The organism is Nonomuraea sp. NPDC050153 (assembly GCF_044460125.1).
Taxonomy (GTDB): Bacteria; Actinomycetota; Actinomycetes; order Streptosporangiales; family Streptosporangiaceae; genus Nonomuraea.
This window is the reverse complement of the sequence record NZ_JBITJQ010000050.1, coordinates 58,753-79,500: the sequence shown is the minus strand read 5'-3', so window position 1 is coordinate 79,500 and position 20,748 is coordinate 58,753. Positions and strand designations below refer to the sequence as shown.

Annotated in this window: 20 protein-coding genes; 10 read left to right on the top strand and 10 right to left on the bottom strand. The window is 71.4% G+C overall.

Features of this window, described 5'->3' with window-relative positions:
* Positions 1-91 precede the first annotated feature (91 nt).
* Complete coding sequence (locus ACIBQ1_RS57525; protein WP_397291718.1) at positions 92-1,582, top strand: cobyric acid synthase; 1,491 nt, start codon at positions 92-94, stop codon at positions 1,580-1,582.
* On the opposite strand, the gene ACIBQ1_RS57520 is transcribed toward ACIBQ1_RS57525, so the two are convergent.
* Together ACIBQ1_RS57520 and ACIBQ1_RS57515 are read right to left on the bottom strand one after the other, a co-directional pair.
* Entirely contained in the window at positions 1,579-2,592 is a 1,014-nt protein-coding gene (locus ACIBQ1_RS57520; RefSeq protein WP_397291717.1) for a 1-acyl-sn-glycerol-3-phosphate acyltransferase, read from the bottom strand. The genes ACIBQ1_RS57525 and ACIBQ1_RS57520 overlap by 4 nt on opposite strands.
* 28 nt (positions 2,593-2,620) lie before the next feature.
* Entirely contained in the window at positions 2,621-3,433 is an 813-nt protein-coding gene (locus ACIBQ1_RS57515; RefSeq protein WP_397291715.1) for a patatin-like phospholipase family protein, read from the bottom strand.
* Positions 3,434-3,533: 100 nt separating this feature from the next.
* On the opposite strand from ACIBQ1_RS57515, the gene ACIBQ1_RS57510 reads away from it, so the two are divergent.
* From ACIBQ1_RS57510 to ACIBQ1_RS57500, 3 genes are read left to right on the top strand one after another with little or no spacing between them, the layout of a single operon-like run.
* Complete coding sequence (locus ACIBQ1_RS57510; RefSeq protein ID WP_364246386.1) at positions 3,534-4,433, top strand: ABC transporter ATP-binding protein; 900 nt, start codon at positions 3,534-3,536, stop codon at positions 4,431-4,433.
* On the top strand, positions 4,423-5,214 hold the full coding sequence (locus ACIBQ1_RS57505; protein ID WP_397291714.1) for an ABC transporter permease: 792 nt from the start codon (positions 4,423-4,425) through the stop codon (positions 5,212-5,214). Before ACIBQ1_RS57510 ends, ACIBQ1_RS57505 begins: the two co-directional genes overlap by 11 nt.
* A complete protein-coding gene (locus ACIBQ1_RS57500; RefSeq protein WP_397291712.1) occupies positions 5,214-6,239 on the top strand; it encodes a PucR family transcriptional regulator in 1,026 nt (341 codons plus the stop codon). Before ACIBQ1_RS57505 ends, ACIBQ1_RS57500 begins: the two co-directional genes overlap by 1 nt.
* Here the strand turns inward: ACIBQ1_RS57500 and ACIBQ1_RS57495 are convergent.
* Both ACIBQ1_RS57495 and ACIBQ1_RS57490 read right to left on the bottom strand, forming a co-directional pair.
* Positions 6,229-6,843 (bottom strand): LysE family translocator, encoded by a 615-nt coding sequence (locus ACIBQ1_RS57495; RefSeq protein WP_397291711.1) that lies wholly within the window; start codon positions 6,841-6,843, stop codon positions 6,229-6,231. The genes ACIBQ1_RS57500 and ACIBQ1_RS57495 overlap by 11 nt on opposite strands.
* A 4-nt stretch (positions 6,844-6,847) precedes the next feature.
* Positions 6,848-7,795: a quinone oxidoreductase family protein gene (locus ACIBQ1_RS57490; protein WP_397291710.1), complete on the bottom strand. Its 948-nt coding sequence runs from the start codon at positions 7,793-7,795 to the stop codon at positions 6,848-6,850.
* 126 nt (positions 7,796-7,921) lie between these two features.
* Here ACIBQ1_RS57490 and ACIBQ1_RS57485 point away from each other — a divergent pair, with 126 nt between their 5' ends.
* A complete protein-coding gene (locus ACIBQ1_RS57485) occupies positions 7,922-9,547 on the top strand; it encodes a serine/threonine-protein kinase (protein ID WP_397291707.1) in 1,626 nt (541 codons plus the stop codon).
* Between the two features lie 9 nt (positions 9,548-9,556).
* Here the strand turns inward: ACIBQ1_RS57485 and ACIBQ1_RS57480 are convergent, their stop codons facing one another.
* Positions 9,557-10,144, bottom strand: a complete 588-nt coding sequence (locus ACIBQ1_RS57480; protein ID WP_397291706.1) for a TetR/AcrR family transcriptional regulator — start codon at positions 10,142-10,144, stop codon at positions 9,557-9,559.
* Positions 10,145-10,205: 61 nt separating this feature from the next.
* Between ACIBQ1_RS57480 and ACIBQ1_RS57475 the strand changes: the two genes are divergently transcribed.
* Together ACIBQ1_RS57475 and ACIBQ1_RS57470 are read left to right on the top strand one after the other, a co-directional pair.
* Positions 10,206-10,355, top strand: a complete 150-nt coding sequence (locus ACIBQ1_RS57475; protein WP_397291704.1) for a hypothetical protein — start codon at positions 10,206-10,208, stop codon at positions 10,353-10,355.
* Positions 10,356-10,387: 32 nt separating this feature from the next.
* Positions 10,388-11,269 carry a virginiamycin B lyase gene (locus ACIBQ1_RS57470; protein WP_397291703.1) on the top strand — a complete coding sequence of 294 codons (882 nt, stop codon included), beginning with the start codon at positions 10,388-10,390 and terminating at the stop codon, positions 11,267-11,269.
* Positions 11,270-11,343: 74 nt separating this feature from the next.
* Here ACIBQ1_RS57470 and ACIBQ1_RS57465 read toward each other — a convergent pair whose 3' ends face one another.
* The 5 genes from ACIBQ1_RS57465 to ACIBQ1_RS57445 are packed head-to-tail and all read right to left on the bottom strand — an operon-like array spanning position 11,344 to position 15,862.
* Positions 11,344-12,000 (bottom strand): HAD family hydrolase, encoded by a 657-nt coding sequence (locus tag ACIBQ1_RS57465; protein WP_397291702.1) that lies wholly within the window; start codon positions 11,998-12,000, stop codon positions 11,344-11,346.
* The gene (locus ACIBQ1_RS57460; protein ID WP_397291700.1) at positions 11,990-13,063 is read right to left on the bottom strand and encodes an ABC transporter ATP-binding protein; all 1,074 of its coding nucleotides are present in this window, start codon (positions 13,061-13,063) and stop codon (positions 11,990-11,992) included. Before ACIBQ1_RS57460 ends, ACIBQ1_RS57465 begins: the two co-directional genes overlap by 11 nt.
* Positions 13,060-13,902 carry an ABC transporter permease gene (locus tag ACIBQ1_RS57455; RefSeq protein ID WP_397291699.1) on the bottom strand — a complete coding sequence of 281 codons (843 nt, stop codon included), beginning with the start codon at positions 13,900-13,902 and terminating at the stop codon, positions 13,060-13,062. Before ACIBQ1_RS57455 ends, ACIBQ1_RS57460 begins: the two co-directional genes overlap by 4 nt.
* On the bottom strand, positions 13,890-14,714 hold the full coding sequence (locus ACIBQ1_RS57450; RefSeq protein ID WP_397291698.1) for an ABC transporter permease: 825 nt from the start codon (positions 14,712-14,714) through the stop codon (positions 13,890-13,892). Before ACIBQ1_RS57450 ends, ACIBQ1_RS57455 begins: the two co-directional genes overlap by 13 nt.
* On the bottom strand, positions 14,711-15,862 hold the full coding sequence (locus tag ACIBQ1_RS57445) for an ABC transporter substrate-binding protein (protein ID WP_397291696.1): 1,152 nt from the start codon (positions 15,860-15,862) through the stop codon (positions 14,711-14,713). The genes ACIBQ1_RS57450 and ACIBQ1_RS57445 overlap by 4 nt, the downstream gene beginning before the upstream one ends.
* A 111-nt stretch (positions 15,863-15,973) precedes the next feature.
* On the opposite strand from ACIBQ1_RS57445, the gene ACIBQ1_RS57440 reads away from it, so the two are divergent.
* From ACIBQ1_RS57440 to ACIBQ1_RS57430, 3 genes are all read left to right on the top strand, one after another.
* Positions 15,974-16,720, top strand: a complete 747-nt coding sequence (locus ACIBQ1_RS57440; RefSeq protein WP_397291695.1) for a GntR family transcriptional regulator — start codon at positions 15,974-15,976, stop codon at positions 16,718-16,720.
* Between the two features lie 79 nt (positions 16,721-16,799).
* The gene (locus ACIBQ1_RS57435) at positions 16,800-17,066 is read left to right on the top strand and encodes a DUF6504 family protein (RefSeq protein ID WP_397291693.1); all 267 of its coding nucleotides are present in this window, start codon (positions 16,800-16,802) and stop codon (positions 17,064-17,066) included.
* Entirely contained in the window at positions 17,066-20,725 is a 3,660-nt protein-coding gene (locus tag ACIBQ1_RS57430; protein ID WP_397291719.1) for a DNA polymerase III subunit alpha, read from the top strand. Before ACIBQ1_RS57435 ends, ACIBQ1_RS57430 begins: the two co-directional genes overlap by 1 nt.
* The last annotated feature ends 23 nt before the right edge of the window (positions 20,726-20,748 follow it).

The following is a 20,748-nucleotide window of genomic DNA, read 5'->3' as shown; positions in this document are numbered from 1 at the left end:
ATCGGTAAGCCGTATGCGGGAAAACCGCACGTACGGAATTGAAAGGGGGATGGGGAACCGGGCCTTCACGGCACCGCGCCCCTGACTACCAATGGTCAGAGGGGGGTTGCTGGTCGCGGGGACCACGTCCGACGCGGGCAAGAGCGTGCTGACGGCGGGGATCTGCCGGTGGCTGGCCCGCAGGGGCGTGCGCGTCGCGCCGTTCAAAGCGCAGAACATGTCGCTCAACTCGTACGTCACCGCGCAAGGCGCCGAGATCGGCCGGGCCCAGGCGACGCAGGCGCAGGCCGCCTACCTGGAGCCGACGGTGGACATGAATCCCATCCTCCTCAAACCGGGCACCGACCGCCGCAGCCAGGTCGTCCTCATGGGCAACCCGGTGGCGGACGTGGACGCGATGGAATACGGCGCGCTCAAGGACCTCCTGCGCGCCACCGCGCTGGAGGCGCTCGAAAGGCTCAGGAGCCGGTACGACGTGGTCGTGTGCGAGGGCGCGGGCAGCCCCGCCGAGATCAACCTGCGCCGCGGCGACATCGCCAACATGGGCCTGGCCAGGGCCGCGAACCTGCCCGTGATCGTGGTCGGCGACATCGACAGGGGAGGGGTGTTCGCCGCGTTCTACGGCACGGTGGGGCTCTTAGATGCTGCCGACCAATCGCATATTTCCGGATTTGTCGTGAACAAGTTCCGCGGCGCGCGGGAGCTCCTGGAGCCCGGGCTCGACATGCTCAGGCGGCTGACCGGGCGCGAGGTGTACGGCGTCCTGCCCTGGCTCGACGGGCTCTGGCTGGACGTCGAGGACTCGCTGGCCCTGGACAGCCGGAAGGTCGCCGTACGTCCCCCGTACGGCAGGCAGACCCTCCGGGTGGCCGTCGTGCGGCTGCCCAGGATTTCGAACTTCACCGACGCGGACGCCCTGGCCGCCGAGCCGGGAGTCGTGGTGCGGTTCGTGACCGATCCGGTCGAGCTGGACGACGCCGACCTCGTGGTGCTGCCGGGCTCCAGGGCCACGGTGAGCGACCTGGCGTGGCTGCGGGAGCGCGGGCTGGCGGCGGCGATCACCGGCCGGGCCGGGCCCGTGCTGGGGATCTGCGGCGGCTTCCAGATGCTCGGGCGGGAGATCGTGGACGAGGTGGAGTCGGGGGCGGGCAAGGTCGAAGGGCTGGGGCGGCTGCCGGTGCGGATCGAGTTCGCGAAGGAGAAGCGGCTCGGGCGGCCCGAGGGCAGCGCGTACGGGCAGCCGGTCCGCGCGTACGAGATCCACCACGGGCTGGCATCGGTGGACGGTGGCGAGCCGTTCCTGGACGGCTGCCGGGTCGGCAACGTCTGGGGCACCACCTGGCACGGCGCCCTGGAGAACGACGGCTTCCGCCGGGCCTTCCTGGCCGACGTGGCCGCGCGGGCGGGGCGCGACTTCGTGCCCGCACCCGGCACGGACTTCGCCGGGCTCAGGGAGGAGCGGCTCGACGCGCTCGGCGACCTGGTGGAGCGGCACCTCGACACGGACGCGCTGCTCCGGCTCATCGAGCACGGCCCGCCGGACGTCCCGTTCCTGCCCCCGGGCGCGCCGCCGCTCAGCTAGTCCGGTCTCGTCCGGGCCATGCGCTGGGCGTCGATCCAGGCGTCGATCTGCTCCCAGTGGTCGTACAGCCACCGGACCCGCTCCTCCCGCTCCTCCGGGATCTCGGCCGCGGGCACCCGCCACCACTTCGCGGTGATGCGAGCGTTGACGGGCAGCTTGCGCCAGACGTCCCCCAGCGTGATGAGGTCGTCGAGCCCGGTGTGCGCGACGAAGATGACGTCCGCCGACGGGCACGCCTCGACGGCCGTGATGGCGCCGTTCGGGCGGGGCGGGAGCAGGTGGTCCATGCCGCGCGCCCGCTCCGCCTCCTCGGTCAGCCCCTTCTCCTCCAGCCGCCGGATGGCGAGCCGGCGGCGGCGCGGGGTGAAGTTCCCGCCCTCGGGGAAGATCACGAGGGCGTCCTGGTCGCCCATCGTGGCGGCGAGGCGGTGGATCTCCTCGATGATCCGCTTCTGTCCGGACTTGCGGGGCACGAACGCGTTCGGCAGCCGGTTGATCACGACGTCCAGCGAGGGGTCGTACTGGAGCGCGGCCTTCATGACGATGCGGGGCCGCCGGTGATAGAGCGATAGGAGGTGATAAATCAGCAAAAAGGAGTCGCCGGGGCCGGCGTGCCGCGACAGCACGATGACCGGTCGCGTCAGCCTGGCGGCCTGCTCCTCGGGCGTCAGCTCGGGCTCCTGGATCTCCAGCGTCAGCCGGAAGATCCGCACGGCGGCCGCGTACACCTTGGCCAGGAACCACCGGATCAGGGCGTAGTGCCGCTCCTGGCGCCGGGCCCCGCCCGCCACCCACAGCCACAGGCACGTGATCAGCACGCCCGATTCCAGCGTCAGCCACACCGTGGCGAACCAGACGAACCTCGCCCCCCTGCGCTGCGGCGGAGGCAGGCGCAGCGAGGCCGCGGCCGTGACGACCAGCCAGAACGGCAGCGTCACCACCATGAACACGGTCACCACGATGACCAGCGGAGCCAGCACCAGCCGGCGCAGAATACGCGGTGGAAGCAACGGCGGCCTCCCTGTGACGGTCTGACTCTCATCCTCCTCTGTTCCGCAGATAGCGGGAAGAAGCCGAGTACGCGCGGTCGATGCAGTCGGAGATCTGCGAGACGTCGCGATAGCGCAGCGTCGAGAGCGGCTCGGTCACCCCTGTGGGCAGCACGTGCACCTCCACGCCGGGCGGCAGGCTGGCCATGTCCTCGGCGAACCGGTGCCTGCGCGCGATCTCGAACGCCACCATGCCCACCTCCCAGAACCTCCTGGGCGGCGTCAGCGGCCGTTCGATCCGCCCGACGTGCAGGACGAACACCCGTTTGGCGCCGAGCTGCACGGCCCGCCCCACCGGGATGCTGTGCACCAGCCCTCCGTCGTAGAAGTGCTCGCCGCCGATCACCACGGGCGGCAGCAGCCCGGGCACCGCGCACGACGCCAGCACCGCCTCGACCAGCGGCCCGCCGGTGAACCAGTGCGCCGCCGCCCGCTCGACCGAGGCTGCCACGCACTGGAAGGGGACCTCCAGCTCCTCGATCCGGGAAACCCCCACAGTCCCGCTCAGAACCTCGCGCAACGGGCCGATCGGGTGCAGATGGGTGCCGGTCCTGGCCAGCGTGGACAGCCGGGCCACCCACGAACCGGCGAAGGCCGTGCGCACGACATCGGAACGCCACAGCGAGGTCAGCCTCTCCACCGCCTCGGAAGGGGAAGCGGCGATGACCGCCCCGTTCAGGGCGCCCACAGAGGTGCCCACCACGAGGTCGGGGCTGATGCCCGCCTCGTCGAGCGCCTGCAGCATGCCAACCTCGTGCGCGCCGAGCACGCCCCCACCACCGAGCACGAACGCCGTCTCCACCCGACCCACCCTCTCGTTGCCGCGTCCCGGAAGCAAAACCATCCGCACGCTGCCGGACCCGTCCAGTGACGGAAGTCCCGCGCGGCGGGACGATTCGGCCATGACAGCAGTGGTGCAGGCCGAAGGGCTGACCAAGTATTACGGCAGGCGCCGCGGCCTGGAAGATCTCACGCTGGAGATCCAGCCGGGGGAGATCTTCGGGTATCTCGGGCCGAACGGCGCAGGCAAGACGACCACGCTCCGGTTGCTGCTCGACGTGATCAGGCCCACCCGGGGCACGGTACGCGTCCTCGGCGCCGACCCGCGCGAGTCCGCGATCCGCTCCAGGATCGGCTACCTGCCCGGCGAGCTGGCGCTGGAGGGCCGCGAGCGGGCCAAGGACTACCTGCGCTTCCTCGGCAGGGTACGCGGCGGCGTCCCGGACACGCGCATCGACGCCCTGGCAGAGCGGTTCGAGGCCGACCTGTCGGTGCAGATGCGCAAGCTCTCCAAGGGCAACAAGCAGAAGGTCGGGCTGATCCAGGCGTTCATGCACGAGCCGGAGTTCCTCATCCTGGACGAGCCGACGGGCGGGCTCGATCCGCTGGTGCAGCACGAGTTCCTGGCCATGCTCAGGGAGGTGCGCCAGTCCGGGCGTACCGTGCTGATGTCCTCGCACGTGCTCGCCGAGGTCGAGAACGTCTCGGACCGGGTCGGAATCGTACGGGACGGGCGCCTGGTGGCCGTGGAGGACGTGGCGGCGCTGCGCGAGAAGGCGGTGCGCCGGGTCGAGCTGCACTTCGACGCGCCCGTGCCGCGAGCGGCGTTCGAGAACCTGCCCGGAGTGCGCGACCTGCGCGTGGAGGGCGCCGGCGTGCGCTGCACGATCGACGGCCGGCCGGACGCGCTGATCAAGGCGGCGGCCCGGTTCACCGTGGTGCACATGGTGAGCGCGGAGCCGGACCTGGAGGAGATCTTCCTGACCTACTACGGAGACGAGGAGCGGCACCATGATCGCTAAGAGCCTGCGCGACAACCGGCGGTCGCTCATCTGGTGGTGCCTGGGCGTCAGCGCCTTCATGGCCGTCTATCTGGGCGCGTACGCCAACATCAGGCTGAACCCCGAGACCTACGGCTCCATGGCCGTGGCCAAGTTCCCCGGGCCGCTCAGGGACCTGATGGGCGGGCTCGGGGACTTCGCCTCCGGCACCGGCTACCTGCAGACGGTCGTCTACCAGCTGTTCGTCCCCGTGCTGTTCATCGTGTTCGCGATGAACCTGGCCAACCGGGTGATCGCGCAGCCGGAGGAGTCGGGCACGCTGGAACTGGTCGTCACGCTGCCGGTGGACCGGCGGCGGCTGGTGCTGGACCGGTTCGCCGCGCTGACGGTCACGCTGCTCGTGACGGCCGTCGTGACGCTGCTCGTCACGTGGGCCACGAGCCAGGCCGCGGAGATGGGGGTGCCGTTCGACCGGATCCTGGCCGCGCACCTCGGGGTGTTCCTGGTCGGCCTGCTGTTCGGGACGATCGGGCTGGCGGCCGGCGCGGCCACCGGGCGCAGGACGATCGCCTCGGCCGTGGTCGGCGTGTGGGTGGTGACCGGCTACGTCGTGGTCACGATCGGCCGGAACGTCGACGCCATCTCCTGGCTGAAGTGGCTCTCGCCGTTCCACTACTACGCCGAGGGCCGGCCGCTCTATGAGGGGCTGCCGGTCGGGGACTACCTTGTGCTGGCGGGGGCCACGGTCGTGCTGGCGCTCGCCGCCGTGCTCGCCTTCGACAGGCGTGACATAGGAGTGTGATGGCGATCTCCGAGATGCCCGCCGACCTGCTCGGCGGGCATCGGCAGGTGCTGGCCGAGCACGCCTCGACCGGCCGCTTACCCTCCCGCGAGGCGCTCGACGCCTACCGCGCCGCGGGCGCGCGCGCCGCCACGCTGGGGGTCCCGCTGCGGGCGCTGGTGGACGGCGCCCTCGCCGCCGGCGAGGGGCTGCCGGGGGCGCTGCCCGCGCTGCGCAAGGCGGTCTCCGCGCTCATGGAAGGATACGAGCGGGCGCAGCTCGCCGCCATCCGCGAGGAGGAGCAGGCCCGCAGGGAGTTCGTGGACGACCTGCTCCAGGGGCGGGCCGAACGGCTGGCGGAGCGGGCCGAGCACTTCGGGCTGCGGCTGGCGGAGTCGTACGTGGTGGCCGTGGCCCGCGGCATGCGCGACGGCGACCAGGACCGCATCGAGCGGGACCTGATCGCCCGGTTCGGCTCGCACAACGTGCTCGTGGCCGTGCGCGACAAGCTGCTGGTGTGCGTGGCCCCGGCGACGCTGCCGGCCGCGGTCGGGGAGTTCACCCATCACGTACGCGCCCGCTTCCCGGCCGGGTGGCGCGTCGGGGTGGGCCGCCCGCAGCGTGGCCCCGGCGGTGTCGTGTCCTCCTACCGGGAGGCGGCGCAGGCCCTGGAGCTGGCCGACGGGCTGGCGCTCAGGGCCGACGTGGTCAAGGCGGCCGACCTGCTCGTCTTCCCCGTGCTGCTGCGTGACAGGGGCGCGATCGAGGACCTGGTGACCAGCGTGCTGAGCCCGCTGCTGGGGGCGCGGGGCGGGCACGAGCCGCTGCTGGAGACGCTGGAGGCCGTCTTCGCCTCGCACGGCAACCTGACGGCCGCGGCCCGGCGGCTGGGGCTCAGCACGCGGGCGGTCACGTACCGGCTGGAGCGCATCCGCCGCCTGACCGGGTTCTCGCCGGACGACCCGACGCAGCGCTTCACCCTGGAGACCGCCGTGCTCGGGGCCCGCCTCCTGGGCTGGCCCACGAGCCCCGGCTTCAGTCGGTGACGGCGAGGCGGATGCCGAAGCCGACGATGACCACGCCGGTCAGGCGGTCGATGAAGCGGCGCACGGCAGGCGTCCGCAGGAAACCGCTCACCAGCGACGCGAACCCGATCAGCGCCGCGCTCCACAGCAGTCCCTCGGTCACGTGCACACCGGCCAGGAGCAGCCCCGTGACCGCGTGCGGCGCCCCGTCCGGGATGAACTGCGGCAGCATGGCCACGTAGAACGCCCCGACCTTGGGGTTGAGCAGGTTCGTGACCAGCCCGCGCCGGAACCCGCCGCCGAACCGCACCGCCTGCTCCGGCTCGTCGTGGGGCGCGGCCCTGGACAGGAGCATGCGCAGGCCCATCCACACCAGGTAGGCCACGCCGGCCCAGCGCAGGATCTCGTAACCCAGCCGCGAGGCGGTCAGCAGCGCCGACAGCCCCGCGGCGGTGAGCACGCCCCACGTGAGCGTGCCGAGCTGGATGCCGAGCGTCACGCCCCAGGCCGCCCGCCTGCCCGCCAGTACGGACGTACGCAGGATCAGGGCCGTGTCGAGGCCGGGAGTGAGCGTGAGCAGGCCGGCTACGAGGGCGAACGACCAGATTGATCCTGCGATGTCCACGGCATCAGGGTATGAGGAGCAGCTTCCCTGTCGTCCGGCGGGCCGCCAGATCCTCGTGCGCCTGCCCCGCCTCGGCCAGCGGGTAGCGGCGCGAGACGTTGATGGTGAGCTGTCCCGCCTTGATCCAGCCGAACAGGTCGGAGGCGCGCTGGAGCAGCTCCTCGCGCTCGGCTATGTGGTGGACCAGCGTGGGCCTGGTGAGGAAGAGCGAGCCCTGCCGGTTGAGGATCTGGGGGTCCATCGGCGGCACCGGGCCGCTGGCGGCGCCGTACAGGGCCATGAGGCCGCGCGGCCGCAGCGCTTCGAGCCCGCCCTCGAACGTGGCCTTGCCGACGCCGTCGTACACGACGTCGATCTTGTTCCGCAGCGCCTCGGCGAAGTCGTCGTACCGCAGCACCTCGTCGGCGCCGGCCTCCCTGGCCAGCTTCTCCTTCTCGTCGGTGGAGACGGTGGCGTAGACCTTGGCGCCCCTGAGCTTGGCCAGCTGGATGAGCAGCTGGCCCATGCCGCCGGCGCCGGCGTGGACGAGCACCTGGTCCCCTTCCCGCACCTGGTGGGTGGAGTGGGTGAGGTAGTGGGCGGTCATCCCCTGCAGCATCGCCGCCGCGGCCACCTCGGCCGGGACGCCGTCGGGCACGGGCACCGCCCGTACGGCCGGGATCACCGCCTTCTCGGCGTAGCTGCCCAGGACGTTGGCCCAGGCCACGGTGTCGCCCACGGCCACGTCCCGCACCCCCGGCCCGACGGCCGAGACCGTGCCGGCGCCCTCGGAGCCGATGGAGGTGGGCAGGTTGAGCGGGTACGCGCCGGAGCGGTGGTAGATGTCGATGAAGTTGACGCCGCCGGCGGCGACGTCGACCACGATCTCCCCTTCACCGGGGACGGGATCGGGCCGCTCGACGTATTCGAGAACCTCTGGACCGCCAGGGGCGGAGACGATGATGGCATGCATGACGCCTAGTCAACTCCGTTCGTGCGCGGGAATGCCACTCGGGTCCGGCTTCCCCCACGCAGTGGGGCATTTGCGTGGCGTGCTCGGCCCTGCGCGGTATGCGGCGTGTCGGTAAGCTTGCGCGGCGTGAGCGGTGAAACCTCCCACATCGGGCGCTACAGGTTGCTCAGCATGCTGGGCCGGGGCGGCATGGGCACGGTCCATCTCGCCGAGGACCCGGCCGGGCAGCGGGTCGCCGTCAAAGTGATCAACCCGGAGCTGACCCAGCACGAGCAGTTCCGCATGCGGTTCCGCAGGGAGGCGGACGCCGCCCAGAGGGTGCGCAGGTTCTGCACGGCGGCGGTGATCGAGGCCGCGCTCGACGGCGACCAGCTCTATGTCGTCACCGAATACGTGCCGGGCCCGAACCTCGAAGCCGCCGTGCGCGAGTCGGGCCCCCTGCGCGGCTCCAGCCTCGACGCGCTGGCCGTCAGCGTGGCCACCGCTCTGACCGCCATCCACGGCGCAGGCGTGGTGCACCGGGACCTCAAGCCGTCGAACGTGCTGCTGTCGCCCGTCGGCCCGCGCGTGATCGACTTCGGCATCGCGCGGGCACTCGACACGCTCGGAGGCGTCACGGGCACGGGTGAGCTGGTGGGCACGCCCCGCTACATGGCTCCCGAAGTGCTGCGGGGCGAGCCCGTGTCCCCGGCCTGCGACGTGTTCTCGTGGGGATGCCTGGTCGCGTTCGCCGCCAGCGGCAGGGCGCCCTTCGGCGGGGACACGCTGCCCTCGATCGTCTACCAGGTGCTCAACACCGAGCCGGACCTCGGCGACGTCGAGCCCGGTCTGCGCGAGCTGGTCAGGGCCGCGCTGCGGAAGGACCCGGCCACGCGGCCCACCGCGCAGCAGCTGCTCGACCAGCTCGTCGGGCGGTCGGCCGGGCCCGAACAGGCGGTGCAGACCGTACAGGTGGCCTGGCAGCAGGCCACGGCGCCGTACACGTCCGTCCAGCAGAAGTCCAAGGGCAACCGCACCAAGCTGATCGCGGGCGTCGCGGCGGCGGCCGCGGCGGTGCTCGTGGCGGGCTCCGTGACCGCGTGGGCGGTGTTAAGCCCCAGCGGGCCGCCCGACATGAGCGTTCTCTACCGTGAGGACTTCACGCAGACCTCCGGCGGCTGGAACGGCGTCTACGACCCGGACGAGACGGCCAGCTACGGCTACCGGACGGACGGGACGTACGGGCTGGATGTGGAGAAGGGTTCCGAAGAGCGGTGGGCGAAGGCGCCCATACCCTTCCTCATCGCCAAACCGACCAACACGCCCGACCCGTCGGCCACGCCCACGCCGATGTTGCCCTCGTCCGTCGTCGTCGCCGTCACCGCCGAGGTCAAGAAGTCCGTCGGGAGCGGTGAGTACGGCGTTTACTGCCACAAAGTCGACGATGACGACACGTATTACGAGTTCGCGCTCGACAGGACAGGGAAGGCCAGGATCCGGCGGATCGTGGACGGATCGGGCGGGACGCTGGCCCAGCCGGTGCAGGTGGACGGGCTGCCCGGCAAGGCCCGGCTGGTGGCGGCGTGCGAGCAGGTCGGATCGGCCGTGCGGCTGACGATGTGGGTGAACGATCAGCGGGTGCACCAGGTGGAGGATCCGAACGGGCTCGGCAACGGGTACGTGGGGCTGTTCGCGCGTACGCCCAAGGACGAGACGTCGCTGCTGAAGACGACGTTCGACGACTTCGAACTGCGCGGCCAGAAGGAGCCCTGACCGGAGGGCTCACAGAACGCCGGCGCGGGCGGCGGCCAGTGCCGCGTCGGCTGCACGATCGGCATCCCGCTCGGTGACCGGCTCATGAGCCACGAACAAGCGGTAGTAAACAGGCGCGACCGCCACCCTGATCACTTCCCTGACGTCCACGACGTCAGGCAGCTCGCCGCGTGCGACCGCCCGCCGCACGACCTCGGCCGACTGCTCGTGCCGGGCCATGAAGAACTCGTGCAGCGCCCGTGCCGCGTCGGGATCCTGTACGGCCGCCGCCACGAACGCCGACGACACCGGCCCCAGCTCCGGGTCGTCGAAGCCGCTGCGCACCAGCTGGACGATGCCCCGCAGGTCGCCTTCGATCGAGCCCGTGTCGGGAATGGGCCACAGCTCGTCCCTGGCCAGCTCGAGGGCGTCGGAGATCAGCCCCGCGACGCTGCCCCAGCGCCGGTAGACGGTCGTCTTGTGCACTCCTGACCGCTCGGCCACGTTTTCCACCGTCAGACCCCGGTATCCGTGCTCGGCCAGCTCGGCGAGGGTGGCCTGCCGTACGGCGTCCCGAACCCGGGCGCTTCGCCCGCCCGGCCGCTTGTTCGACTCCAAAAACTACTCCAGTTGCATTAGCTTCTCCCGCATGGCACACTAACGCTACAACAGTTGCGATTTGAGGCCAACCGCCTGTCGCCGGGTCGAGGAGATCGAGCGGGCGCTCGACGACTACCGCGGCGGGCTCGTCGTGGTGTCGCACGACCGCGCCCTCATCCGGCGCTTCCGGGGGACCGAGATCACGCTGGCAGGAGGACGCATATGTTGAGCCGCGCAGGATCGACCAGTGAAGGACCGCAGATGTTGACGACGATCGATGAGGGCGCGCCGTACGGCATCGCCACCGGGCCGGACGGGGCGCTCTGGTTCACGCTCGTCCACGAAGGGTGTGTCGGCAGGATGGTGCCGGGCCAGAAGCCGGTGATCCACCGGCTCGATCCGGCCGACGGGCAGCCGACCGTGATCACCCCGGGGCTGGACGGGGCGATGTGGTTCACGGAGGGCAAGGGCGGCCGGGTCTCCCGGATCACCGCCGACGGGCAGGTGACCTCCCATGAGGCGGACTCGCCGTACGGGATCGTCGCCGGGCCTGACGGGGCCATGTGGTTCACCCAGATGCGGACCGGCCGGATCGGGCGCATCGGACCCGACGGGGAGCGGACGGAGTTCGAGGTGCCGGTGGAGGGCGGCATGCCCGCCTTCATCACGGCGGGGCCGGATGACGCCCTCTGGTTCGCGATCAACCAGGGCAACGCCATCGGGCGGATCTCGCCGGCGGGGGAGGTGACCGTTCACCCGCTCCCCACGGAGGGCGCCGCCCCCGTGGGCATCACGCCGGGGCCGGACGGGGCGCTCTGGTTCGTGGAGATCGGCGCTGGTCAGGTCGGGCGGATCGACACCGCCGGAAAGATCACCGAGTACCCTCTGCCCGACCGGGCCGCACGACCGCACGCGATCGTCGCCGGCCCCGATGGTGCCCTCTGGTTCACCGAGTGGGCCGCCGACCGCCTCGGCCGCATCACCACCGACGGCACCATCGAATCGCACCCGCTCCCAACCGGACCGCTGCCGGGGGACGACGGCGCGCGGAAGGCCGAGCCGCACGGGCTGACGGTCGGGCCGGACGGGGCGATCTGGGTGGCCTTGGAGGCAGGCGCCCTGGCCCGCATCAGCACCGACTGACGAACCACGACCACCTCAGCGACCTCACCCACCAACGATTCCGCGCTCACCTTTCACCGCTCACCCCTCACCGCTCACCCCACACCGCCCAGCGGTGGGTGGTCGTTGGTCATGAGGTGGGTCAGCGACGGCAGGCCCTTCTCCGGGGACGTCACCAGGACGCGGCACCCCGCGGCCGTGGCGGCGGCGACGCCTGTGGGGCTGTCCTCGACGGCAAGGCAGCGGGAGGGAACGGTGCCGAGCCGGCGGGCCGCCTCCAGGTACGGGTCCGGGTGCGGCTTGCCGCGGGCCGTGTCCTCGTTCGCGATCACCAGGTCGAACGTGTGCCCGAGCCGTGGCAGCACCAGCTCCACGATGGTCCGGGGGGAGGCGCTGACCAAGGCCGTCGGGATGGCGGTGGCGGCCAGCTCGGCCAGGAGCTCCGGTGCCCCTGGCATGACCTTCACGCCCTGCTCGATGAGGTCGGCGAAGGCGTCCGTGAGCTGCCTGACCACCTCGGTCATGAGTGGCGTGTCCAGAGCCGGCGGGGCAGGGGAAGGGGGAGTGAGGAGGTGGGCGGCCACGTCCTCGATCGTGCGGCCGAGTACGTACGGCACGTCCTCCGCCCCCAGCGACCGCCTGAGGGAGGCGGCGATGGAGGCGGTGGCCTGCCACCACAGCCCTTCGGTGTCGACCAGGGTGCCGTCCATGTCGAACAGGACGGCATCCAGGCCGGCGTGCTCAGATCGCATCGGCCGCCACGACCGGGGCCGGGACCGTGACCGTGCGGGGCGCCACCAGGACGGGGCGGTCCACCAGGCGGACGGTGACCCGCGTTCCGGGTGCGAGGCGGGCCGCCTCGTGGCCGGGGACGTCGGCCAGGACCTCCCCGCCTTCCACCGCCACCCGGAGTCGGACGGAGGCGCCGCGGAAGGAGGCGGCGCGCACCTCGGCGGGACCGTCCTCGGCCGGGACGACCTGGACGGCTTCGGGACGGATCAGGACGTCCACGGACGGATCCGCGGGCACCTGGCCGTCCACCGGCAGGAGCTGGCCGAGCACCGTGACCCGGTCACCCGAGACCTGGCCGGCGAGGTGGTTCATGGTGCCGACGAACTCCGCCACGAAGGGGGTCGCCGGGCGGTCGTAGATCTCGGCGGGCGAGCCGACCTGTTCGAGCCGCCCGTCGCGCAGCACCGCCACCTGGTCCGCGATCGACAGCGCCTCCTCCTGGTCATGGGTCACGAAGATGGTGGTGATGCCCAGGTCGAGCTGGAGGCGGCGGATCTCCTCGCGCAGCGACACCCGTACTTTCGCGTCCAGCGCCGACAGCGGCTCGTCCAGCAGCAGGACGCGCGGTTCCAGGGCGAGCGCCCGGGCCAGGGCGACGCGCTGCTGCTGGCCGCCGGAGAGCTGGTGCGGGTAGCGGTCGGCGTGTGAGGGGAGGCCGACCAGTTCGAGGAGTTCGTCGGCCTTCTTTCGCCTGGTGGCCACGGGCACCTTGCGGACGCGCAGGCCGAAGGCCACGTTGTCGCGGGCGTTCAGGTTGGGGAAGAGGGAGTAGGACTGGAAGACCATGCCCGCGTCCCGCTTGTTGGCCGGCACGTCCGTGATGTCCCGGCCGTCCACGAGCACCGCCCCCGAGTCGGGGCGCTCGAACCCGGCCACGCACCGCAGCGCGGTCGTCTTCCCGCAGCCCGAGGGCCCCAGCAGCGCGACGAACTCGCCGGGCGCGACGATGAGGTCGAAGCCGTCCAGCGCGACCGTCTTGCCGAACACCCGCCGCAGCGCGCGGAACTCCACCGATGCGGTCATTTCCCTTTCTCCTTACCGAATGCCGAGGACACGGCGAGCAGCAGCAGCCAGATGAGCAGGAGGCTGAGGATCGACACCGCGACCGAGAGCTGTCCCTTGGAGCCGGCGACGGTCACGATCCACACCGCGAACGGCTCGTACCCCAGCAGGCTGGCCACGGTGTATTCGCCCAGCACGAGGGCCAGCGTCAGGAACGACGCGCTGGCCAGGGCCGAGCGCAGGTTGGGCACGACCACCCTGACCAGCACGTACGGCCACGAGGCGCCCAGGTTGCGGGCCGCCTCCACCAGCGTCCGCACGTCCATCGTGCGCAGCCCCGCGTCCAGCGACCGGTAGACGAACGGCAGCACGAGCACCACGTACGCCAGCACGAGCACCACGGGGAACGCCGGGTCCTGGACCGCGATCAGCGTCGCCCAGAACGGCGTCGGAGCCAGCACGTCCGTCCCGGTGCGCAACGACGTCCCGATCCCGGCCACGAAGACGATGGGCGGCACCACCAGGGGCAGCGTGCACAGCACCTCCATCAGCGGGCGCAGCCGCGGCGCGAAGAGCCGTACGGCCAGCATCGCGGGCAACGCCAGCAGCAGCACCAGCACGATCGTGGCGACGGCCAGGGACAACGACAGCAGCAGCGAGCGCACGAACCCGTCGGCCGTCAGCAGCGAGCCGTAGGCCGAGAACGAGACCCCCGTGGCCGGGGTGTAGATCGTGTACCAGAACGAGGCCCCGAGCGGGATCAGGAAGTAGGCCGCCGCCAGGAGGAACACGATTCCGCGCCACACGCGAGGGCGCGAGGAGCCCCCCGAGATGCGCTCCAGGCCGGTCAGTGCAGCCATCGGGAGCTCCTCTTCTGCAGCGGCAGGTAGATCGCCATCACGAGCCCGGCCACGACGACCATGTCGAGGCTGAGGGCCAGCGCGATGTTCTCGTAGCCGACCAGCACGTCGCCGGTGAGGGCACTGGCGATCTTCAGCGTGACGAGGGGGACGACGGTCCCGACCATGGCGTTGGCGGTGGCGTACGCGGAGAAGGCCGACCCGAAGAGCAGCACCACCCCGCCCAGCATCGACGGCGTCAGCACCGGCAGCGCGACGAAGCGCCAGTAGTGCCAGGAGGTGGCCCCGCTGTTGGCCGCCGCCTCGCGCCACTGCGGTCGCAGCCCGTCCAGCGCCGGCGCCATGACCAGCACCATCAGCGGGATCGAGAAGTACAGGTAGACCACCACCAGGCCCCAGAACGTGTAGAGCGAGCCGGACGGCAGCCCGACCAGGCCGCTGACCACGCCGGAGTTGCCGAGCGTGGCGATCCAGAAGAACGCCAGCGGCACCCCGCCGAAGTTGGCCAGCACACCGGAGGCCGTCAGCACGGCCTCGCGCAGCCACGTGAGGCGGGAGGTCACGACCGCGTACGCGAGGAACGTCCCCAGCGCGGCCCCCAGCAGCGCGACCACGCCGGACAACTGCACGCTGCCGAGCATCGAGGTGAGGTAGCCGCCCTGCAGGCTCTGCGAGAGGTTCGCCAGGCTCGGCCGCCCTTTTGCCGTGAACGCCCCCGCCACCAGCGCGATGGCGGGGACGCCGAAGACGAGCGTGAAGAAGGCCAGCAGTGGCAGCGCCCCGAGCCAGCCCTTCGAACGGGAGCGGTTCATCCCGAGATCGCGGCGTCCCAGCCGCCGGCGAGCTTGGCCTTGGCCGCGTCCACCTGCTGGCTCGTCGGGAACGTGGGCGTGCCCTCCACCGCCGGCAGCTTCTCCGCCAGGGCCTTGTCCGCGGTGCCGTCGGAGGTCATCGAGGGCAGCAGGACGGGGCGGGCGAAGCCCTTGAGGAAGAGGTTCTGGCCCTCGGCGCTGTAGAGGTACTCCTGCCACAGCCTGGCGGCGGCCGGGTGCGGGGCGTCCTTGTTGATGGCCTGGGCGTACATCTGGAAGTACTTGCCGTCGGAGGGGATGTTCACCTTCCAGTCGAGGCCCTTGGCGGCCATCTGGGGCGCGTAGGCGGCGTTGTTGTAGTCCCAGTCGATGCTGATCTGGGTCTCGCCCTTCTCGATGGTCGCGGGCGTGGTCTCCACCGGGTTGTAGTTGCCGGCGTCCTTCAGCTTCTTGAAGAAGTCGATGCCGGGCTGGATGTCGTCGAACGAGCCGCCGTTGGCCAGGGCGGCGGCGTACACGCCGGCGAAGGCCGAGCCCGCCTTGGTCGGGTTGCCGTTCATCGCGACCTTGCCCTTGTACTCGGGCTTGAGCAGGTCGGCGAAGCTCGCCGGGCACGTGGAGATCTTCTTGGCGTCGCAGCCGATGGACACGTAGCCGCCGTAGTCGTTGACCCAGAGCCCGGTGGCCTCCTTCTGTCCCTCGGGGATCTTGTCGAAGGACTGCACCTTGTACGGCGCGAACAGGCCCTCGCCGGCGCCGCTGATCGCGAACGACTGGCCGAGGTCGAGCACGTCGGGGGCGCGGTCCTGGCCCTTGCGCGTCTTGACCGCGTTGATCTCGTCGGCGCTGGCCGCGTCGGGCGTCTCACTCTCGATCTTGATGCCGTACTTGGCCTGGAACTTCTGGATGATCTCCCCGTAGTTCGCCCAGTCCGGGGGAAGGGCGATGACGTGGAGATTTCCCTCCTTCTTGGCCGCCTCGACGAGCTTGTCGAAGCCGCCGAAGTCCGCCGCCGAGGTGGCGGTGGCCGCGTTCGGCCCGGAGGACGACGCGGTGGATTGCTGGGTGCCGGGCGCGGCGCCGCACGCCGCGGTGACTACGGTAAGGGCTGCGGCAACGCCGGCCGCACGGGCGCGAGGAGCGAACACAACGCCTCCACTTTCAGGGGGTGTGGAAGGAACCTAAGGCAACTTGTACAAACAAGCGAGCACCAGTAAGTCGCATGAATGTTGCTCTTTCATGAATGGGAAGGGTCGCTGATGGTTGCGCGCTATGAACTGATCGCTGATGATCTTCGGAACGAGATCGTCTCCGGCGCGCTCCCGGTCGGTTCGCAGCTCCCCAGCGAGGCTGAGCTGGCCGAACGCTACGCCGCGGCCCGCGGCACCGTACGCCAGGCGGTGGCCGTGCTCGCCGTGGAGGGCCTGGTCGGCTCCCGGCAGGGGGCCAGGCGCATCGTGCTCGGCAGGGTGCGCAGCCAGAGCTTCGCCGAGCTGCACAGCTTCGCGCAGTGGGCGCGCGTGAACGGCTACCGCTTCGGCGGCCAGGTGATCACCCAGCGCCGCAGGGCCGCGAGCGCCGCCGAGTCCGCCAGGCTCGGCTCCGGCGCGGTCCTGGAGGTGCTGCGGCTGCGCTCGCTGGAGGGCGAGCCCGTCCTGCTCGAACGCACCGTGTACGCCGAGTGGGTGGCCGCCGCCGTCGAAGGGCTCCCCGCCGGCTGCGAGTCCGTCACCGAGGCCCTGTACGACTCGATCGGCCTCGTGTTCGCCTACGGCGAGCACCTCATCGACGCGGTGTCCGCCGGCGCCGAGGACGCCCGCCTGCTGGGGGTGCGCCGCGGGAGCCCGCTCCTGCGTCAGCGCAGGATCACGACCACGCACGAGGGCCGCCCGGTGGAGTCCTCGGACGACCGCTACCGGGCGGGCAGCGTGACCTTCAGCATCCGCAACTCGATCGGCGCCAACCCTCTCGTGAGACAGGCCGGCGACTTGCGCTCGGGGCGCTGAGAACATATGTTCGACATATAAGCGCCCGCCTTCCCCCGGGTGGCTCAGCAAAACGACCAGAGCCGCGGGGAGAAGCGTCTTGAGCAGACTCTATGGCGATCCGATAGAGGTGTGGACCAGGGACGGGGAGCCGACCCAGTTCGTCTGGCGAGACCGGCTCTATCTTGTCCGCCGGGTCCTCGACCACTGGGTGGTCGCGCGCGAATGGTGGAAGACCAGCGAGGGCGACCCCGGGGAGCGCAAGTTCTGGCGGGTGGAGGCCAGCCCGGGGCGCGAGGTGGGCTCGTACGAGCTGCGTTACGACACCGCCGGCAACAGCTGGCTGCTGCTGAGGGCGTGGGACTGATGGCGCCGCCGTTCCCGCACCTCAGCGTGTGCTCCGCGTACTCCATGCGCTTCGGCACGGCCTTCCCGCGGGCGCTGGTGAACCGGGCGGTCGAGCACGGGATGGACATCCTCGCGCTGACCGACCGCGACGGGCTCTACGGCGCGGTCAAGCACGCTCAGGCGTGCGCGGAGGCCCGGATCTCCCCGGTCTTCGGCGTCAACCTGGCGCTCGACGCCCTTCCCCCGCTGCCGGGGTTCGGGGTGCCCGGGCTGGACCTGCCCGGGCGCAGCCGCGCGCCCGCCCCCAGGACCGGGCCGGACGCCGAGGACCGCGTCACGGTGCTGGCCCGCGCCAAGGGCTGGTCGCGCCTGTCCCGCCTGGTCACGGCCGCGCACTACGCGGGCGAGCGCGGCGCGCCCAAGGTGACCCGCGAGCTGATCGGCGAGTGGGCCGGCGGGCCCAGTGATGAGCGCGGCGGCGAGCACGGGTTCGGCGCAGAGGACGGGCTCGTGGTGCTGCTCGGCCCCAGGTCCGACGTGGGCCGCGCGGTGGCCGGACGGCGCGACGAGCACGCCAGGACGCTGCTGGGCCTCTGGCGCGCCGCGGTGCCCGGCGTGGTGATCGAGCTGGTCGACCAGTACGGCTACCGCGACGCCAACACGGCCGTGCGCATGCTCGGGCTGGCCGAGTCCATGGGCGTCCCGGCCGTGCTGACCAACGCGGTGCGCTACCTCGACCCGGCCGACCACCAGGTCGGCGACGTACTCGACGCGGCCCGCCAGCTCGTCCCGCTGCACCCGCGCCACCTCGACCGCACCACCTCCCACGCCTACCTCAAGGGCACCAAGGAGATGCGGCAGGTGGCGCACAAGGTCTGCGGGGCGGACCAGGAGCGAGCGTCGCGGCTGCTGTTCACGACCAGGCGGCTGGCCGAGGCGTGCTCGATGGATCCGGACGAGCTGCTCGCGCTGCGGAGCGACCCGCCCAACCTGCACCTGCCCGAGATCGGCCGCGACCCGGTGCCATTGCTGCGCCACCGGGTGGAGGACGGGCTGCTCTCGCGCGGCCTCGGCCGCTCGGACGACGCCAGACGGCGCCTCCGGGACGAGATGGCCATCATCGAGCGCAAGCGCCTGTCCGGATATTTCATCGCCGTGGCCGGCATCACGGACATGATCCGCGGCATGGGCATCCGCTGCGCCATCCGCGGCTCGGGCGCGGGCAGCCTGGTCAACTACCTCATCGGCATCGGCGAGGTGAACCCCCTCGACCACGCCCTGCTCATGGAGCGCTTCCTGTCGGAGGGCCGCGTCGGGCTGCCCGACATCGACGTGGACGTGGAGTCGGCCCGCCGCCTCGACTGCTACAAGGCCATCTTCGAGCGGTACGGCGAGGCCCGCGTGGCCTGCGTGTCCATGATGGAGACCTACCGGGCGCGCAGCGCCATCCGCGACGTCGCCGGGGCGATGGGCCTGCCGCCGCACGAGATCGACGCCATCGCCAAGGCGTTCCCGCACATCAGGGCCAGGCAGATCACCGCCTCCCTCAACGACCTGCCCGAGCTGCGCGACAGCCGGCTCGGCGAGGCGGGGCTCGACCGGGTGTTCCGGCTGGCGGAGAAGCTCGACGGGCTGCCCAGGCACATCGCGCTGCACCCGTGCGGCGTGCTGATCGGCAACGCGGGCCTGCGCGACAGGACGCCGGTGGAGCGCAGCCTGCTGGACTTCCCGATGTCGCAGTTCGACAAGGACGACGTGGAGGAGGCCGGGCTGCTCAAGCTCGACGTGCTGGGCGTGCGGATGCAGTCCGCGATGGCGTACGCGCTGAGCGAGATCAAGCGGGTGGACGACGTCGTGGTCGAGCTGGACACCCAGCGCGGCGACGACCCGGCCGTGCAGTACGTGCCGCACGACGACCAGGACACCTACGACATGATCTGCGCCAGCCGCACGCTCGGCTGCTTCCAGATCGAGTCGCCGGGGCAGCGCGAGCTGGTCGCCAAGCTGGAGCCGCGCACCCTCCACGACCTGATCGTGGACATCTCGCTGTTCAGGCCGGGGCCGGTCAACTCCGACATGGTCACCCCCTACCTGGAGGCCAGGCACGGGTGGCGGCAGCCGTACTACCCGCACGAGAGGCTGCGGGAGCCGCTGAAGGAGACGCACGGCGTCGTGGTGTTCCACGAGCAGGTGCTCAGGATCATCGAGGTGATGACGGGGCGGGACCTGTCGTTCGCCGAGATGCTGCGGCGCACGCTGGCCACGAGCGAGGGGCGGGAGCGGGTGCGCAAGACGTTCGTGCCCATGGCCAGGGCCAACGGGTTCGACGACACGGCCGTCGAGCGCGCCTGGCAGGTGCTGGACGCGTTCGGGGCCTTCGGGTTCTGCAAGGCGCACGCGGCGGCGTTCGCGCTGCCCACGTACCAGTCGGCCTGGCTCAAGCGGCACCACGCGGCGGCGTTCTTCGCCGGGGTGCTCACGCACGAGCCGGGCATGTACCCGCCGCGCGTCATCATCGACGAGGCCCGGCAGTGCGGGGTCAAGATCCTGCCGCTCGACATCAACAGGTCGGGCAAGGACTGGCAGGTGGAGCGGCTGGGGCTGCGCGTACGTCCCTCCTCGCTGAAGGGCGCCTCTTCCCCGGTGCGCAGGGAGTTCAAGGTCGGGGAGATCGGCAAGGGGTACGCGTTGCGGGTGCCGTTCTCGGCGATCAAGGGGGTGAGCGAGGCCGAGGTCGAACGCATGGTCGCCGGGCAGCCGTACACGTCGCTGGCCGACTTCTGGGACCGCGCCCGGCCCTCGCGGCCGACCATCGAGCGGATCGTCCAGGTCGGCGGGCTGGACGCGCTCCACGACCTGCACCCGGGCGGGCGCCGCTGGCGTCCGGGCGTGCTGACCCGGCGCGACCTGATCGCCCAGGTGGGGGCCCTCGAACGGGCCTCGTCGATCGGCGTGCGGTCGGGCCCGCGCGCCTCCAAGCGTTACGCCTCGCGACCCGCCCGCACGGAGGAGCCGCCGTCGGTGCAGCTCCCGCTGGGCTTCACCGAGCACCTGCCGCCGGGGGAGCTGCCGGAGATGACGGAGACGGAGATGGTCGAGGCCGAGCTGGAGATCCTGGGCATCGACATCAGCCGCCACGTCATCAGCTTCCACGACGAGCTGCTCGACACGCTCGGAGTGGTACGTTCCAGGGACCTCCTGAAGCAGCGCAACGGGGCCGAGGTGCTGGTCGCGGGGGTCAAGGTGGCGACCCAGACGCCGGCGGTGCGCTCGGGGCAGCGGGTCATCTTCACCACGCTCGACGACTCGACGGGGCCGATCGACCTGACGTTCTTCGAGTCGGTGCAGGGGCGGTGCGCGGCCACGGTGTTCGGCTCGTGGCTCATGCTGGCCAGGGGGGTGGTCAGGCGCACGGGGACGCGGGCGGTGTCGATGCGCGCGGTGGACTGCTGGAACCTCGTGGACCTCGACAGGCTCTGGCGCGCGGAGGGCATCGAGGCGGTCCGCGCCCTCCTCGCCCAGCAGTCGGAGGCGGTCGCGGGGGTCGGGGGCCGCAGGATCGAGTACGCCAACGGCTTCCGCCTCTCGCCCTACTCCGACCTCGGCCCCGCCGTCACCACCCCGCCCCGGCAGCTCTGGCACGCCAGCCCCGGCAGCTCCGGCCCCACAGCGGCCTGACCGCCTCCCGCGGCCCCCGGGTG

What these genes read in the sequence shown, in the direction of transcription:
- ACIBQ1_RS57525 (WP_397291718.1), top strand. Translation starts at nt 92, where the DNA reads ATGGTCAGAGGGGGGTTGCTGGTCGCGGGGACCACGTCCGACGCGGGC.
- ACIBQ1_RS57510 (WP_364246386.1), top strand. Translation starts at nt 3,534, where the DNA reads ATGACAGCAGTGGTGCAGGCCGAAGGGCTGACCAAGTATTACGGCAGG.
- ACIBQ1_RS57505 (WP_397291714.1), top strand. Translation starts at nt 4,423, where the DNA reads ATGATCGCTAAGAGCCTGCGCGACAACCGGCGGTCGCTCATCTGGTGG.
- ACIBQ1_RS57500 (WP_397291712.1), top strand. Translation starts at nt 5,214, where the DNA reads ATGGCGATCTCCGAGATGCCCGCCGACCTGCTCGGCGGGCATCGGCAG.
- ACIBQ1_RS57490 (WP_397291710.1), bottom strand. Translation starts at nt 7,795, where the DNA reads ATGCATGCCATCATCGTCTCCGCCCCTGGCGGTCCAGAGGTTCTCGAA.
- ACIBQ1_RS57470 (WP_397291703.1), top strand. Translation starts at nt 10,388, where the DNA reads ATGTTGACGACGATCGATGAGGGCGCGCCGTACGGCATCGCCACCGGG.
- ACIBQ1_RS57465 (WP_397291702.1), bottom strand. Translation starts at nt 12,000, where the DNA reads ATGCGATCTGAGCACGCCGGCCTGGATGCCGTCCTGTTCGACATGGAC.
- ACIBQ1_RS57460 (WP_397291700.1), bottom strand. Translation starts at nt 13,063, where the DNA reads ATGACCGCATCGGTGGAGTTCCGCGCGCTGCGGCGGGTGTTCGGCAAG.
- ACIBQ1_RS57455 (WP_397291699.1), bottom strand. Translation starts at nt 13,902, where the DNA reads ATGGCTGCACTGACCGGCCTGGAGCGCATCTCGGGGGGCTCCTCGCGC.
- ACIBQ1_RS57450 (WP_397291698.1), bottom strand. Translation starts at nt 14,714, where the DNA reads ATGAACCGCTCCCGTTCGAAGGGCTGGCTCGGGGCGCTGCCACTGCTG.
- ACIBQ1_RS57440 (WP_397291695.1), top strand. Translation starts at nt 15,974, where the DNA reads ATGGTTGCGCGCTATGAACTGATCGCTGATGATCTTCGGAACGAGATC.
- ACIBQ1_RS57430 (WP_397291719.1), top strand. Translation starts at nt 17,066, where the DNA reads ATGGCGCCGCCGTTCCCGCACCTCAGCGTGTGCTCCGCGTACTCCATG.